The sequence below is a fragment of the Aromatoleum aromaticum EbN1 genome (assembly GCF_000025965.1).
GTDB lineage: Bacteria > Pseudomonadota > Gammaproteobacteria > Burkholderiales > Rhodocyclaceae > Aromatoleum > Aromatoleum aromaticum.
The window spans coordinates 212,933-225,872 of the sequence record NC_006513.1 but is presented as its reverse complement, the minus strand read 5'-3'; the positions used below and the strand labels follow the sequence as shown (position 1 = coordinate 225,872).

The 12,940-nt window shown below is 63.8% G+C and carries 13 protein-coding genes; 5 read left to right on the top strand and 8 right to left on the bottom strand.

Going from position 1 to position 12,940, the window contains the following annotated elements; genetic code table 11:
• Positions 1-160 precede the first annotated feature (160 nt).
• Both istB and istA read right to left on the bottom strand, forming a co-directional pair.
• Positions 161-940: an IS21-like element ISAzo17 family helper ATPase IstB gene (istB, locus tag EBN1_RS01010; protein WP_011236051.1), complete on the bottom strand. Its 780-nt coding sequence runs from the start codon at positions 938-940 to the stop codon at positions 161-163.
• Complete coding sequence (gene istA, locus EBN1_RS01005) at positions 937-2,025, bottom strand: IS21-like element ISAzo17 family transposase (RefSeq protein WP_011236050.1); 1,089 nt, start codon at positions 2,023-2,025, stop codon at positions 937-939. The genes istB and istA overlap by 4 nt, the downstream gene beginning before the upstream one ends.
• Positions 2,026-2,199: 174 nt before the next feature.
• On the opposite strand from istA, the gene EBN1_RS01000 reads away from it, so the two are divergent.
• Positions 2,200-3,645: an alkaline phosphatase D family protein gene (locus tag EBN1_RS01000; RefSeq protein ID WP_011236049.1), complete on the top strand. Its 1,446-nt coding sequence runs from the start codon at positions 2,200-2,202 to the stop codon at positions 3,643-3,645.
• 608 nt (positions 3,646-4,253) lie between these two features.
• Here EBN1_RS01000 and EBN1_RS00995 read toward each other — a convergent pair.
• Positions 4,254-5,597: an IS4-like element ISAzo5 family transposase gene (locus EBN1_RS00995; protein ID WP_083782920.1), complete on the bottom strand. Its 1,344-nt coding sequence runs from the start codon at positions 5,595-5,597 to the stop codon at positions 4,254-4,256.
• Between the two features lie 209 nt (positions 5,598-5,806).
• Between EBN1_RS00995 and EBN1_RS00990 the strand changes: the two genes are divergently transcribed.
• On the top strand, positions 5,807-6,355 hold the full coding sequence (locus EBN1_RS00990; RefSeq protein ID WP_011236046.1) for a superinfection exclusion B family protein: 549 nt from the start codon (positions 5,807-5,809) through the stop codon (positions 6,353-6,355).
• A 114-nt stretch (positions 6,356-6,469) separates the two neighbouring features.
• Positions 6,470-7,408: a GIY-YIG nuclease family protein gene (locus EBN1_RS00985; RefSeq protein WP_011236045.1), complete on the top strand. Its 939-nt coding sequence runs from the start codon at positions 6,470-6,472 to the stop codon at positions 7,406-7,408.
• 146 nt (positions 7,409-7,554) lie between these two features.
• Here EBN1_RS00985 and EBN1_RS00980 read toward each other — a convergent pair whose 3' ends face one another.
• Positions 7,555-8,289: a DNA/RNA non-specific endonuclease gene (locus EBN1_RS00980; protein WP_157866555.1), complete on the bottom strand. Its 735-nt coding sequence runs from the start codon at positions 8,287-8,289 to the stop codon at positions 7,555-7,557.
• Between the two features lie 301 nt (positions 8,290-8,590).
• Between EBN1_RS00980 and EBN1_RS00975 the strand changes: the two genes are divergently transcribed.
• Positions 8,591-8,836 (top strand): hypothetical protein, encoded by a 246-nt coding sequence (locus EBN1_RS00975; protein ID WP_041645442.1) that lies wholly within the window; start codon positions 8,591-8,593, stop codon positions 8,834-8,836.
• A gap of 16 nt (positions 8,837-8,852) precedes the next feature.
• On the opposite strand, the gene EBN1_RS00970 is transcribed toward EBN1_RS00975, so the two are convergent.
• A complete protein-coding gene (locus EBN1_RS00970; RefSeq protein WP_011236042.1) occupies positions 8,853-9,194 on the bottom strand; it encodes a helix-turn-helix domain-containing protein in 342 nt (113 codons plus the stop codon).
• Positions 9,195-9,486: 292 nt separating this feature from the next.
• On the opposite strand from EBN1_RS00970, the gene EBN1_RS00965 reads away from it, so the two are divergent.
• Positions 9,487-9,870 carry an H-NS histone family protein gene (locus EBN1_RS00965; RefSeq protein WP_011236041.1) on the top strand — a complete coding sequence of 128 codons (384 nt, stop codon included), beginning with the start codon at positions 9,487-9,489 and terminating at the stop codon, positions 9,868-9,870.
• Between the two features lie 49 nt (positions 9,871-9,919).
• Here the strand turns inward: EBN1_RS00965 and EBN1_RS00960 are convergent, their stop codons facing one another.
• From EBN1_RS00960 to EBN1_RS00950, 3 genes are all read right to left on the bottom strand, one after another.
• Positions 9,920-10,552, bottom strand: coding sequence for an SOS response-associated peptidase (locus EBN1_RS00960; RefSeq protein WP_041645439.1), 633 nt, complete (start codon positions 10,550-10,552; stop codon positions 9,920-9,922).
• Between the two features lie 99 nt (positions 10,553-10,651).
• Positions 10,652-11,707, bottom strand: coding sequence for an HNH endonuclease (locus EBN1_RS00955; protein WP_011236039.1), 1,056 nt, complete (start codon positions 11,705-11,707; stop codon positions 10,652-10,654).
• Entirely contained in the window at positions 11,704-12,093 is a 390-nt protein-coding gene (locus EBN1_RS00950) for an HIT family protein (protein WP_011236038.1), read from the bottom strand. The genes EBN1_RS00955 and EBN1_RS00950 overlap by 4 nt, the downstream gene beginning before the upstream one ends.
• Between the last annotated feature and the right edge of the window lie 847 nt (positions 12,094-12,940).

Genomic DNA, 12,940 nt, shown 5'->3' with positions numbered 1-12,940 from the left:
TTCCACGCCTAGGTGTGTCAATGCCGATTTAAAACTGACACGCTTTCCCGGCGGTTGCCGATTTAAAACTGATACACCTCTATCCCATTGACATGTGCGACGGAGCGCCCCGAAGGGAGGGCCGAAGGCCCGACCGCAGGGGCGCTCCGTCGCGCGGCCCTCAGCCGGCGACCGCCAGCGCTTGCACCATCCCGGCCTTGCGCTGGTGTTTCAGCCGGTAGCTCTCGCCGCTGATCGGCACGATGTGCGCGTGATGCAGCAGCCGATCCAGTAGCGCCGCCGTGAGCGTCGCATCCTGGGCGAAGGTGCTGTCCCACTGCCCGAACGACAGATTGCTGGTCACGATCAGGCTGCCCCGCTCGTAGCGCGCCGCGATCACCTGGAAGAACAGGTTGGCCTGCTCGCGCGTCATCGGCAGGTAGCCGATCTCGTCGACGATCAACAGCCGGTAGGCGTTGATCGCCCGCTGCATCACGTTCTTGAGCTGGTTGCGCTCATGCGCCAGGACCAGCGTCAGCAGCAGGTCGGCGGCGGTGGTGAAGCGCGTCTTGATGCCGGCCTGCGTGGCGCGGTAGCCCAGCGCGATGGCCAGATGGGTCTTGCCCACCCCGCTGGGGCCCACCAGCACAACGTTCTCGGCACGCTCGACGAAGGCGAGGCTGGCCAACTCCTCGATCTGGCTGCGCTTGAGCCCGCTGGCAAAGCCATAGTCGAAATCCTCCAGCGTCTTGATCGCGGGGAAGCCCGCCAGGCGCGTGAGCATGCTTTGCTTGCGGCTCTGACGACCGGCCGCCTCGGCCCGCAGCAACTGTTCGAGGAAGTCGCTGTAGGCCAGTTGATCGGTGGCCGCCTGCTGGGCCGCTGCGGCATAGCCTTGGGCGGTGAGCGGCAGGCTCAGCGTCTGGCACAGCGCCTGGATCCGTTCGTATTGCAGGTTCATGCGCCGATCTCCTGCGCCTGTTGCAGCGTCTGCAGCAACGCGTCGTAGACGGCCAGCGGATGCTGGGCGGGTTGCGCCGTTTCGAGGTGCGCACGCACGGCGGGCGGGCGCACGGGGCCCTCGTCGTGTGCCGCCTCAGCCTGCGGCCGGGCGCCCTCGATGTCGCCCCGCCACGGCGGTGCCAGCGCCTGCAGCGCAGCCCGTTCGGCCGCCAGCCGCGCTACCGGTTGCTCGCCGGTGGTGCCATGCACGCGCACGTTGGCGACTTCGTCGAGCCAGCGGCGCACCTGCACCGTGGCCGTGGCGGCGTCGAGCACCAGACCGGCCTGCTTGAACTGCGCCACCAGCGGCACGTAGAACGAGCGCCGCAGATAGCCGTTGAAGCGCTCCACCTTGCCCTTGGTCCGTGCCCGATAGGGGCGGCACAGCTTGATCACGAACCCGGCGTGACGGGCGTAGTCCAGAAAGCCGGCGTGGTAGCGGTGCGCGCCTTCGCCGTCGACATCGCGCTCGAGCACCACGGTCTTCATGTTGTCGTACAGCACCTGGCGCACCACGCCCCCGAACGCCGCGAAGCTGCGCTCGTGGCAGCCGATCAGCGTCGTCACCTTCATGTCGGTGACAAACTCGACGTAGCTCATGCGGCTGTAGCCGAGCGTGGCGCAGAACGCGTACAGCGGCTGCGCGCCCTTGCGAAACTCCACCCAGTCGACCTGCATCTGGTGGCCCGGCGCCGTCTCGAAGCGCACCACCGGCTCCGATGGCTGCGCCGGCTTGAGCATGTGCATGAACGCGCGCAGCTGGCTGGCGCCACCCTGATAGCCCTGCGCCACGATCTCACGCATCAGGACCGAGGCCGGAATCCAGTGCGGATGCGCCGCCGCCTGGCGTTCGCGCAAGTACGCCTCGAAGGGCGCCAGCTTCGTCACCCGCTGGACCTTGCGCGCGTAGCGTGGCAGCTCCGGCGACGCCAGGTGCGCACGCACCGTGTTCACCGCACACCCCACCTCGGCGGCGATCCGCCGAAGGCTCAACCCGTGACGCCTCAACAGTTCGATTTCCACATACACCTCGTCTGTGATCACCCGGGCTCCAAATGGCCCGATCTTCTCAACTCGGTGTATCAACTTTCAATCGGCAGCCCGTATCAACTTACATCCGGCAGTGACAAGGTGGGGCGTGGGGGGTCTATTCGCTCGATTGGGCAGGGAGTGGTCTCGCCGATGCGCACGGTGAGATGGAATGAGGCATGCGGCGCAATGATCTTCGGCTATTGCGTCCTACACGGGTTCTATTCACACCGTAGCCCGCTGCATGCCGCCAGGTCCGTCCCCCTATTGTGCCCCGGCCTCGCGTGGCGCGCCCTGCGCCGCCTGGCGCTGCCCTGGCTGCTGCTGGCGCTGCACGCGGCCGGCGCCAGCGCAGCTAACCTGGCCGGCGGCCCGATGGCCGGGCCGGCGACGTCCGGGCGCGTAGTCGTGTGGCTGATGACCGACGGCCCCGCCCACGTGCAGCTCGAGTACTGGCCGCACGGGCAGCCTGACGCGGCGCGGCGCAGCGCGCCCGTCGCCGTCAGCCCGGAGCGCGGCCACACCGCGCGCGTCGACCTCGACGGTCTGCACGCCGCCACCCGCTACGCCTACCGCGTGCTGCTCGACGGGACCCCGGTCGAGCTCGGCGACGTGCCGGCGTTCACCACCGCGCCCGCGGATCCTGCCGCGCCTCGCGAGCTGGTCATCGCCACCGGCTCGTGCAACTACGTCCCCGACCCCCCTTACGAGGTCACGCCGGACTCCTTCGGCGCCGGCTTCGAGATCTTCGATACCATCGTCGCACGGCGGCCCGACGTGATGCTGTGGCTCGGGGACAGCATCTACTACCGCGACGGCGACTTCGCGCCCGCGGACGAGGCCGGCGCGCGGATGCAGCGGCGCTGGGCGGCCACGCGCGGCTTCGCGTCGCTGCAGCGGCTGCTGCGCACCGGCCAGCACGTCGCGATCTGGGACGACCATGACTACGGCCCGAACAACTCGAACCGCGACTTCGCGCTCAAGGGGACATCGCTGGAGCTGTTCCAGGACTACTGGGCGAACCCCAGCTACGGACTGCCCGGCGTGCCCGGGATCTTCGCCCGGGTGCCGCTCGGCGACGTCGAGCTGTTCCTGCTCGACGACCGTTACCACCGCGACGACGATGCCGGCGAGGACCCGGCGCGGACGATGTTGGGCGCGGCGCAGCTCGCGTGGCTCAAGGCAGCGCTGCGCGACTCGCTTGCCACCTTCAAGCTGGTCGCCAACGGCAGCCGCATGCTCAGCGACCGCCCGTCGCCGGAGAGCCGCGGCGGTGAGGGCTGGCACAACTTCCCGCGCGAGCGCCAGGCGTTCCTCGACTGGCTCGCTACAGAGCGCATCGACGGCGTGTTCTTTCTCTCCGGCGACATCCACTACACTCACCTGACCGAGCGCGAGCGCCCCGGCACTTACCCGCTGACCGAGCTCACCTGCTCGCCGCTGACCGCGCGCGTGCATCCCCGCCCATTCCCGGTGCGCGAGGTGCCCGTGACGCTGGTCACACAGCGCAACTTCTGCACGCTGGAGTTCTCCGGGCCGGCCGGCGCGCGGTTGCTGCGCGTCGCCGCGTGGAATGCCGCAGGCACGCGCCTGTGGCAGGAGGAGTTTGCGGCCGCGCGGCTGCGCACGCCGTGAGCGCGCCCACCCGCCGCCGGGATATCCACAACGACTCGTCTGCGCACCGCTGGTCCTCGCTCTTCAGGTGCGCGAGCAAAAAGGGTCCAGCGCAAGGGGTCGAGCAACGCGGTCTGGATCACGAACTGGACCGGCCGCTGCGTCGTCCGCTGCACGACCATCGCCCTTGAGAGCACCTGGATTCCGTGCGTCACGTCGCGAACCCGCAGGCTGACGAGATCACAGCCTCGGAGCTTGCTGTCGATCGCGAGGTTGAACATGGCGAGGTCACGCACCTCGTGGGCGTTCTGCAGATGGATACGGATGCCCGGACGTCTTTGGGCTTGAGCGGCGCCTTCTCACTAGCTTTCCCTTGTTCCAGGGATCCCGATGCTCATAGGATTCCATGCGAGACTCCTTGCCTGTTGATCGGAGTCTGATTGTTCACCGGCGAGCGGCCGGCTGCTTCCCGGAAGAGATCGGAACTCGTGCTGTCGGCCAGAAGCGGTCTGTCGCTGTTACACTTCACCCGTTCGGCATTGAAGCTTGGAGGTCCGTCGAAGTGACTGTAACTTACTGCCGGGTTTCGCCGTTGGTCCGTTGGTTTAAGTCATGTCGTTATACACAACTCAGGCCGCCTCATCGCGTAGCGCCTGTATGGTGGCGGCGGCATCCATGACGCGCTGCAAGCCCAGCCAGATGGTCTTCACACCCGGCTCGCCGTCGCCCTTGCGCGCCAGGAAGCCGCCGAGGGTGGCGATCAGGCGCAGCACTTCGTTGATGGTGGGCGGGGTGGCGGGCGGTTTCTTCTTCGTGAGCAGATACGCGCCGCGGATCTCGTCGGGGTCGAAGAAGAGCGTGGCATCCAGCTCGGGGCAGGTTCGGCCGGTGCGCATCAGATGCGCGATGCGCCAGGCGACGACCATGAACAACGCCAGCGCGCGCTCCAGGCGCTCGATGGCGGACAGTTGCAGCGCTTCGATCCGACAGCCGTTCTTGAGCACGTGAAAGAAAGTCTCGATCTCCCAGCGCGCCCGATACCAGTCGATCAGCTCGACCACGTCGGCAGCCGTCGCAGCTTCCCGGTTGGTGAGCAGGCGCCACTCCACGGGCTTGGTGCCGGCCGGCGCGCCGATCTCGCGCGCCACGATGCAGGTGGCCGATACCGTGCCCGCCTTGCCCGCAGGCAGGCTGACCCGTCGGGCCCACAGTTGCTGGCGCACCTCGCGCGCCTTCTGGCCGTGGCGCGAGCCCATCGTGAACACGATCTCGCCCAGCGGCTCGCCTGCGCAGGTGTGCGACCACAGCTTCGCGCCCTCTGGCAAGCAACGGTTGTGCTTGGCCCGCACCAGCCAGTCGGCCGGCGTGCCCAGCGTCTGGGCGCGCAGCATCATTTCCATCAGATCCGCTTCGCGGTCGGCTACATACACCAGGCGGGTGGTCGCCATCCCCGTGGCCAACTCCGCGACCCGCTCGTAGCCTTCGGGCCAGCGCGCGCTCTCCTTGATGCTGGTGCGCTCGCCTGGTTCATCGACATCCTCGCGCGCCCACATCCACGCATCGAGCACGCCCAGCGGTTCGCGCTCGGGCGTCACCGCATAGGTCGGGTGCAGGTACATGCCGCGGCGCGCCTCGTAGTTCAGCCGCCCCAGACCCGCGATGCCCTGCCCGTTGAAGTCCAGCTCGGTCGTGTCCTGCAGGCACAACACCACCGGATGGGCACGCATGCGGCTGCGGGTGCGCTCCCAATGCGGCGCCAGGATCGCCTGCCAGTCGACCTCGTCGTTGCCCAGGAAGCGGTACGCGGCAACCGTCTCGCCCCAGCCCCGGCACGCCATCGGAATGCCCGCCGTCGGCTTCGCCGACAACCGCTCCATCAGCACCTTCGCCCGCTTGTTCAGTCTCTCGTCGCCCAGCGCCATCCCCGCAAACTCCTCCACCACCCAGCTCTTCGTCGCCAACAGGTCACCCAAATTGCAAAAGTAGACGCGTTTTTATATGGGTTTACAAGCACTTCGTGTAAGTCCTTGAAGGTCAACGATTATTCAGATCGGCGTGCCGGCGGTGCGGAGTTGTGTATAACGAGATGGGTTTAAGTCCGTGTATAAATCGATATACACACAAAAGCTCCTATAGAACAGAGCGATACCTAATCCGGTTTTTTTGAGTTGGACCTCTCAATATGATCGCTGAAGCTGCCAAGACGTTTCTTGAGTTCCTGAAGCTCGCACCACGCTATCTCATAGCACTCGGCGTCATGGCCGCCGTTCTTCTTTTTTCCAGCGAGGTGTTTCTCAAGTTCATCGGGGTATTTGAGTTTGCACAGGACAACCGCCCGATGCTTGGGCTCACCCTCGTTGTTACTGGCGCTCTGTTTGCTGTTTCCGTGGCCGGCGATGGAATCGCACTCGTCAAGCAGCGGTGGCTCAGGAGGCACCGTTATCGGCGCGTAGCAGAGCGATTGCAATGTCTAACCGAAGATGAAAAGCAGATTTTGCGATCCTACCTCGCCGCGAATACTCGCGCAAACACGCTCCGCATTGACGATGGCGTCGTGCAAGGGCTCAAAGCTAACGGAATCATTCACTTGTCTGCCTCGGTGGGTAATGCTCTCGAGGGGTTCGCACACAACATCAGCGACTTCGCGTGGGATTATCTCCACGTACATCCGCATCTGCTCGAAGGAACCACCAACACTTGCCGGACTGACAAACGGGAGTCGTATTGGTAGCCCGAACTCTAACGATTAAGGTTAGATCGTGAGCGCGAAGCGAGCCACGATCTAACCTTAATCGTTAGGCATCGCGAATACAGTCCCTACTACGTAGTTCGAACGGAGCTTCCAGTGGCCAAAGGATTTCTATACGTTTTGACCAACCCGACGATGCCTGGCCTTACCAAGGTCGGAAAGACGACAAGAGAGCCAGATATTCGTGTTGCCGAGCTGTCCTCCCCAACTGGAGTGCCGCAGCCCTTCTCTCTTGCATTTCAGCAGCCGGTTGCAGACTGTCACAGCGCTGAAGCCTGGGTGCATAGCGAACTCGAGAGAGGCGGGTATCGCCACGCACAGAATCGCGAGTTCTTCAATGCACCTCTACACGTCGTAGTTCAAATCGTCGCCCAGGCCGCCAAGCTCATCCCTATCACTGCAGGCGACGGCGAGGACGCCCGCCAAATATCAACTCAATCCTCTGAGCAGTTGGCGGAAGATCTGTATGACTTGGGGTTCGCGTATATGAATGGCACCGACACAACGCTGCCGGACACGGGAAAAGCCGTCAAATGTTTTGAACAGGCCGCAGCCCTCGGACATGCGGCGGCATGTTCGGCCGCAGGTAGCATGTATCGCTGGGGTAGCGGTGGGGTGAAGCAAGACCTCGAAATGGCGTTGAGCATCTATCTACGATCTGTGGATCTCGGCACGTGGTCAGATCTGGCTGTTATCGCTGGAATATTCGCAGAGAGAAAACAGACAGACACTGCCAAGAAGTACTGGAACCAGTTCTTTGAAGCCGCACGTGACAATTATGGCGAGGTTCGCGATCTCAATATTCGTCTATATGGTGTTTGGTACTGTGAGGCGGTAGCAACCGGCGAGCTTGAGCACAGCGTTGACGACTTAACCGTGGTTCATTTCGCGTCTTTGTTGGTTGCCGGCATTGAAAATTGGATAGCGACTTTAGATGACGACCAGGATAAAGGCTACGCCGAGTTCAAGCAAGGACGACTTCGTGCTGCTCGTATGTTCATAGAGCGGTTGAAGGCTGAGGCTACGTCCCAATAGCGAAAGGCGAACGCGCACGATATCTCAAACGTTGAACGACAGCTTTCCTCGGGTTCCAATGACTGCTTTGGGTCGGAAGCACCCATTCACCATTACTCGACAGCCGCCATTCCTGATCGTAGCTTCCCGCCGCACGACCACCGGGTTTAGGGGGAAGGGCGCTTCCCCGGCAACAGCTCAAACCCCAGGTGCTGCGTCAACGCCTCGTACGAGATGGGCCTGCCCAGGCGAGCTTCATCAGTGTTGGGCAGCCAGTGCGCCCACGCGCGGTTCTTGGTAGCGTCATACACGAGCTTGTACACATGGGTCGGTACCGCGACGGGACTGGAGCCAATGGTGGCTCGGTGCCCTTGCCATGCCGGGCCTGTGAATACGTGAACGGTCGATCCGCTGCGCTTCACGTAGGCGCGGGTATCCCGCTCGACTTTGGCCCAAACCCGCCTGTTGTTGTTCGGCGCCTGGGGAACCACGTTCGCCAACGAAAAACTCTGCGCCATCGCTTGAGCGGTTGGCATGTCCGCCGCCGGTGCCATGTGACCATGGTCAAAGCCCGACCGGTAGTAATCCTCGAGGTGCGCGCGCTCTAATCTGGGCAGGCGGGCGTCGGCGAAGAACCGATTGGTCCGTTCCTCGTCGTCCGCGTCAGCCAAGCTTGCGCGGGTGAGCTTCTCAACCACGAACAGCGGCGTGCGGGTCTTGCCTGAATGCAGAAGTGCGAACGCGTCGTAGCACAGTTCGCGCAGCTTCCAATCCGCGGACCGCTTGATGACCGGAGGGGGGCCCGGGAAAGCGTCCGGGCAACTGCGAAAGCCGTTGCCAGCGGCATAATTAGTGGTTGTCAGCAGCAGGGCGGCTAGGGCAACGACGGAACGCGTTCGCATACGTTTTCGTGAGTCAGTCTTGGGCGGGGGCGCCACCATACCCCACTGGCCGCTGTTAGCGTCAAGCTCCGTGGTCGCTTTGGCGCGGCGAGGTCGTTCGTGGCAGGACCCGGGTCGTCGGCGGGGCGCGCATCGGCTGGACGACCGCAGCGTCGACGAGAGGTGCCGCCTACAAAGGGGCTAAGTGTTCTGCGGCATCGCGATCTGAGTGTATCGCAGGAGAATTCAACTTGAAGACGTCATGATGATGGGGTACCTTGGCTGCGCGATCGGCGTGATCGAGCCCCCTGCGGAGATATAAATGCGCGCGTTGATTCTGGCTCTTCTGATGGCACTCGTCAGTGTCGCAACCCATGCGGAAGAAGGCTCGTGCAGCGCTCGATCTGCCGAGAAGAAGCTGTCAGGCGCCGCCAAAGCGAGCTTCATGAAGAAGTGTTCGCGGGACGCACAAGCGGCCTGCGAAGTCGCGGCGACCGAGAAGAAACTCGCGGGCGCTGCACGTGCCAGCTTCACCAAGAAGTGCGCGGGGGATGCCGTCGGGAACTGACCTGCCTTGAGCCAACTTACGGCAGGTAGCCGAAATTCCTCGGCTGATCATTCGTGCGGGGAGTTTTTTTGGCAATCAGCTTCTGCGGTCGCTTTTCAGTTTGCTTTTCCGGCTGTTTAGGCATCTCCCGCAGTTCTGCGACTGTCACGATCATCTGCGCGTCGGAACCGTATGCCACCTGAAGCAGGATCTTCACCGGATTCGGGATAGTGCGCCCGGATTCATAGCGAGATGCCCCTGACTGCGTGATGCCGAGCCGCATCCAGAATTCACTCTGGTTCAGGCCGAGCATCTTGCGTCGAGCGACAACGTCGGCGTTTGTCTGGAACCAAAAATTGCTGGTCTTCGCAGGCGGCATGGGACGTTCCTCACTGGTCGATGTCGAATCGCCGGATATTCTATCGGCATTTCATGCGTCGTTGCGACACCGACGATCTCCCGTGGTTCTTTTCGTGCAGACGATCTGACCATGGCCCGGGGAAGCTCGTGCGGGCATTGCTGCGGTGGGACGCGCGACGACAGTCCGCCAAGCGCCGAACCTAGGGCGGGACGAATTATTACTTTCGTACTACTCGCACGTATCTGGATGCCGCCTGCCGTGGCATGATGCGCCGCTCATGCCCTCATCACGAAGTCATTGCAAATACGTCATGAATCTCGATCAGCTCACGCTCCCCCAGCTCAAGCAGTTGAGCGGGCGGATCGACAAGGAAATCGGAAAGCGCCAGTCCGCAAGCAAGGCCGTCGTCCTTCGCAAACTGCAGAAGCTCGCCCGCGAGCACGGCCTGTCGCTCGACGAGGTGATGGCAAGCCCCGTGGTCGCAGCACCCCGGAAAGCTAAATCGAAGACGGCTGCACCCGCCAAGGCGCCCGTGCCGGTGAAGTTCCGCCACCCGAACAACCGGGAACTGGCTTGGTCCGGACGTGGGCGAAAACCCCACTGGGTCGAAGCGTGGCTTGCGAACGGCGGCTCGCTCGATGCGCTGGCAGTGGCGGCGCAAAAGCTTGCGCGGCAGCAGCCTGATGTCGCCTGAATTTGCTGCGAGACCGGATCGGTGACCCTCCGACTCGCTTCTCCCTACGCTAGAGCCTGCCCGGGGCGGCAACCAGAAGCGTCTCCGCGCACGGCCTAAGCAGCGCCCGCAGATCGGCCTTACTTTCGGCCGCGAGCCACGCCTCGGGGGCGTCGCCATCGAGCACCACCACCGTGCGCTTCTCGTCATCCGGTTTGTGAAAGCGGCGCATGAGCGGATGCGTCTCGGCATTCACCGTGAGCAGGGTGAAGGACCAACTCGGCGCGCCTGCCTCCCACGATTTGCGCTCCCACAGCCCCGCAATCGCCATGGGGGCGCCATCGGCCCGGGCAATGCGCCACCAGACGGCCTTGCCGGTCTCGTAGCACGGCTCGTAGATCGCCGCGGCCGGAACGATGCACACCTGGCGCTTGTGCCAGGCGCTTCGGAACGAGGGTTTCTCGGCGACCGTCTCCACCCGGGCGTTATAGGTGCGCTTGGCCAAGGCCCGGTCTTTGGTCCAGACGGGCAGCAGTCCGAAGGTGCCGGCCACGCACGACCAGCCGCCGCCTTCGGGCGGCTGATAGATCATCGGTGCGGCACTGCCCGGATAGGCGTCCTTGTCCTCCAGCGGGAGTTCAGGCGGTGCGACGCCAAAATGCGCAAGCTCCGCACGCCGAGCAGGTCGATAGTTGGAACACATGTTCGGAATCCTCCCATCATGGCGGATCGGGACGCACCGCTGCGATCCGCCGGCCCGCATGGCACGGCCCCGGAGGGGCCGGGCGAGCGTCTCGCCCAATCAGTCCGCGAACACTGCGAGGCTCGACGGCCTGAGCAACTCCGTGATGCCTTTTTCTTTCCAGGCTGAAGCGCCCATGCGAAAGGCTTCCTCGTAAGCCCAGCGCGCGACCCGGATCGAGCACTGCGGATCGACCACGAACCCTTTGTCGGACAAGGCCTGCCCGATCTCGTTGCCGTAGCGCCCGAAGCGCTCCATCCAGGCTTCCAGGTGGCGGCCTGCCGCGAGCATCTGGCGCTTGTCGTTGTTGCAGCGATGGTGAGCCAGCACGAAATTGTGAGCCGTGTCCCGTGGGTAGCGCGACCACGGAATGAAGTGATCGACTTCGGCCTGGCTCGTGATCGGCTCACGGCAGTAGAAACAGCGATGCGACTGCAGCGGCCCGAGCACGCGGGCCACCTCGGCAAGCGGCGCGCGCGGGGCACCGAACATGAACGTTTCGAGATCGTCCAGCCGGCCCAACATGGGCGCGTTGAGCCGGTTGCCTCGCACGTGCTCGACCCAGCCCGCCCGGGCCAGTTGCTGGATGAGTACGTGGTAGCGCCGTAGGTTGAAGGCGACACCGGGCTTGAGGCGGACGAGCCCTCGTGGACACGGGTAATCGTAGAGAAACGGCTCGAGCGTGTCGCCGAGCATCTGCAGGTGGCGCAGCGGCATGGCGCGCACGGTGTTTGCCACTGCGCGTAGCACCGCCTCCCACGCGGGGTGTTGTCGGGCGGCACCGTACTGGCCCTGGACCTCACGGTGGATCGGCGCGAGGTGCTGGACGATGGCGGCCTGGGCGCCATGGTTCTGGTGCAGCACCGCAGCCTGCGCGCCTGCCTGCCCCGAGCTGTAGACGGCCAGCTGCCGCCAGTAGAGCTCGGCGAACTTCTCGGCCACGGCTGTGAGCGGCAGTTCGAGCGCCGCGCCGCTGTCGTCGCCCCGTTCGACCGCGAACTCGGCCAAGGACAGGAGCAGCGCGAACTTGTAGGTGGCGGAAAACTCCCCTTCGCCAAAGAGGCGCTGGATCTGCTGCAGGAACCGGATCTGCGCCTCGGCGCTAGGCACGCTCATCGGGGCGTCCAGTAGTCGGCCTTGTCCGGGATGACCCAGCGCACGCCCCCGCGCGGGTCGTGCCGGTCCGCGTGATAGCGCGGGATGAGATGGATGTGCAGATGCGGGACGGTCTGGCCCGCCGCCGCCCCATCGTTGATTCCGATGTTGTAGCCGTCGGGATGCAGCGCCTTGTCTAGGCGGCGCTTCGCCTCGTCGAGCAAGGCGAGCAGGGCGTCCCGCTCCTCGCCTTCGAGATCGAAGTAGGAGGCCATGTGCCGGCGCGGGATTACGAGGGTGTGGCCGGGGGAAACGGGATAGCCATCGCGGATCACCACCCCGTGCATGTTGGAGAACTCGATGCGCTCGGGAGGCAGGGTGCAGAATGGGCAGGCGGGTATCTTCATCCTAGTAGCATACCGACGAAGACGCCCCGGGTCACCCTGACGCCAGGCAGTTCAATCACGTTTGGTCACGCTGGCTGAAATGCTCCGGCGGCCAGAGTGACGAACGCGGCAGGCGTGCCGGTTGAGACGGTTGGGCGGTAGCCATACCTTCCTTTACAGGGCAAACCGCAAGGCATCCGTACGGGCTGGCGTGGGCACGGATCGCTCTTCGGAGGAGGCGATGACAGTTCTGTCCTTCCTCCACGATGCGCTGATCGCGATCAGGCGGCAGGCGTGGCCGGGCCAACGCCCTTAGCCCTCATGAGAAATCATGAAGCGGAGAAGAAACGGTTGCCTGACACCTGTCTGACGGCTTTCCATTACCTACGGGCACCTCGAAAAACCTCATTTCCCAAAATTGCAGTCTCAATAAATCAACGGCTTACAGAGACAATTTCGACAAAATTGCGGGTTTTTCGAGGTCCCCCTACAAGTTTCATTGCTTTGTAGTGCTTTGTTAAAGCGTTGGCTAAGCCTTGGCAAGCGAGTGTCAGCCTGCGAGGCAAAGTCATGGGCAAGCGCAGCGGTATGGACGCCCATTCGGGTGCCCAGAGGGAAGTGCAGTCGTGGGCAGAGGACGAGGTGGCGACTTCCGCACCCATCAGGCGTTGGCGGCCACGTTGTTCTACTTAAGGATTCGGGATACGGGCGCTTCGGCGGCAAGGCTGGCATCGAGGCTTTCACCGAACTTCGCTGGATCACGATGCACACCCCGCGAATGCGATTCACTCTTATTACTGAATTCGAGGGTCCGCGCCGCCGGCCTGCCTGATGCGGAAAACTGCAAGTACAAGACCATGAACGGAAG

What these genes read in the sequence shown, in the direction of transcription:
- EBN1_RS00950 (WP_011236038.1), bottom strand. Translation starts at nt 12,093, where the DNA reads ATGAAGATACCCGCCTGCCCATTCTGCACCCTGCCTCCCGAGCGCATC.
- EBN1_RS00965 (WP_011236041.1), top strand. Translation starts at nt 9,487, where the DNA reads ATGAATCTCGATCAGCTCACGCTCCCCCAGCTCAAGCAGTTGAGCGGG.
- EBN1_RS00970 (WP_011236042.1), bottom strand. Translation starts at nt 9,194, where the DNA reads ATGCCGCCTGCGAAGACCAGCAATTTTTGGTTCCAGACAAACGCCGAC.
- EBN1_RS00960 (WP_041645439.1), bottom strand. Translation starts at nt 10,552, where the DNA reads ATGTGTTCCAACTATCGACCTGCTCGGCGTGCGGAGCTTGCGCATTTT.
- istB (WP_011236051.1), bottom strand. Translation starts at nt 940, where the DNA reads ATGAACCTGCAATACGAACGGATCCAGGCGCTGTGCCAGACGCTGAGC.
- EBN1_RS00975 (WP_041645442.1), top strand. Translation starts at nt 8,591, where the DNA reads ATGCGCGCGTTGATTCTGGCTCTTCTGATGGCACTCGTCAGTGTCGCA.
- EBN1_RS00955 (WP_011236039.1), bottom strand. Translation starts at nt 11,707, where the DNA reads ATGAGCGTGCCTAGCGCCGAGGCGCAGATCCGGTTCCTGCAGCAGATC.
- EBN1_RS00990 (WP_011236046.1), top strand. Translation starts at nt 5,807, where the DNA reads ATGATCGCTGAAGCTGCCAAGACGTTTCTTGAGTTCCTGAAGCTCGCA.
- EBN1_RS00980 (WP_157866555.1), bottom strand. Translation starts at nt 8,289, where the DNA reads ATGCGAACGCGTTCCGTCGTTGCCCTAGCCGCCCTGCTGCTGACAACC.
- EBN1_RS01000 (WP_011236049.1), top strand. Translation starts at nt 2,200, where the DNA reads ATGATCTTCGGCTATTGCGTCCTACACGGGTTCTATTCACACCGTAGC.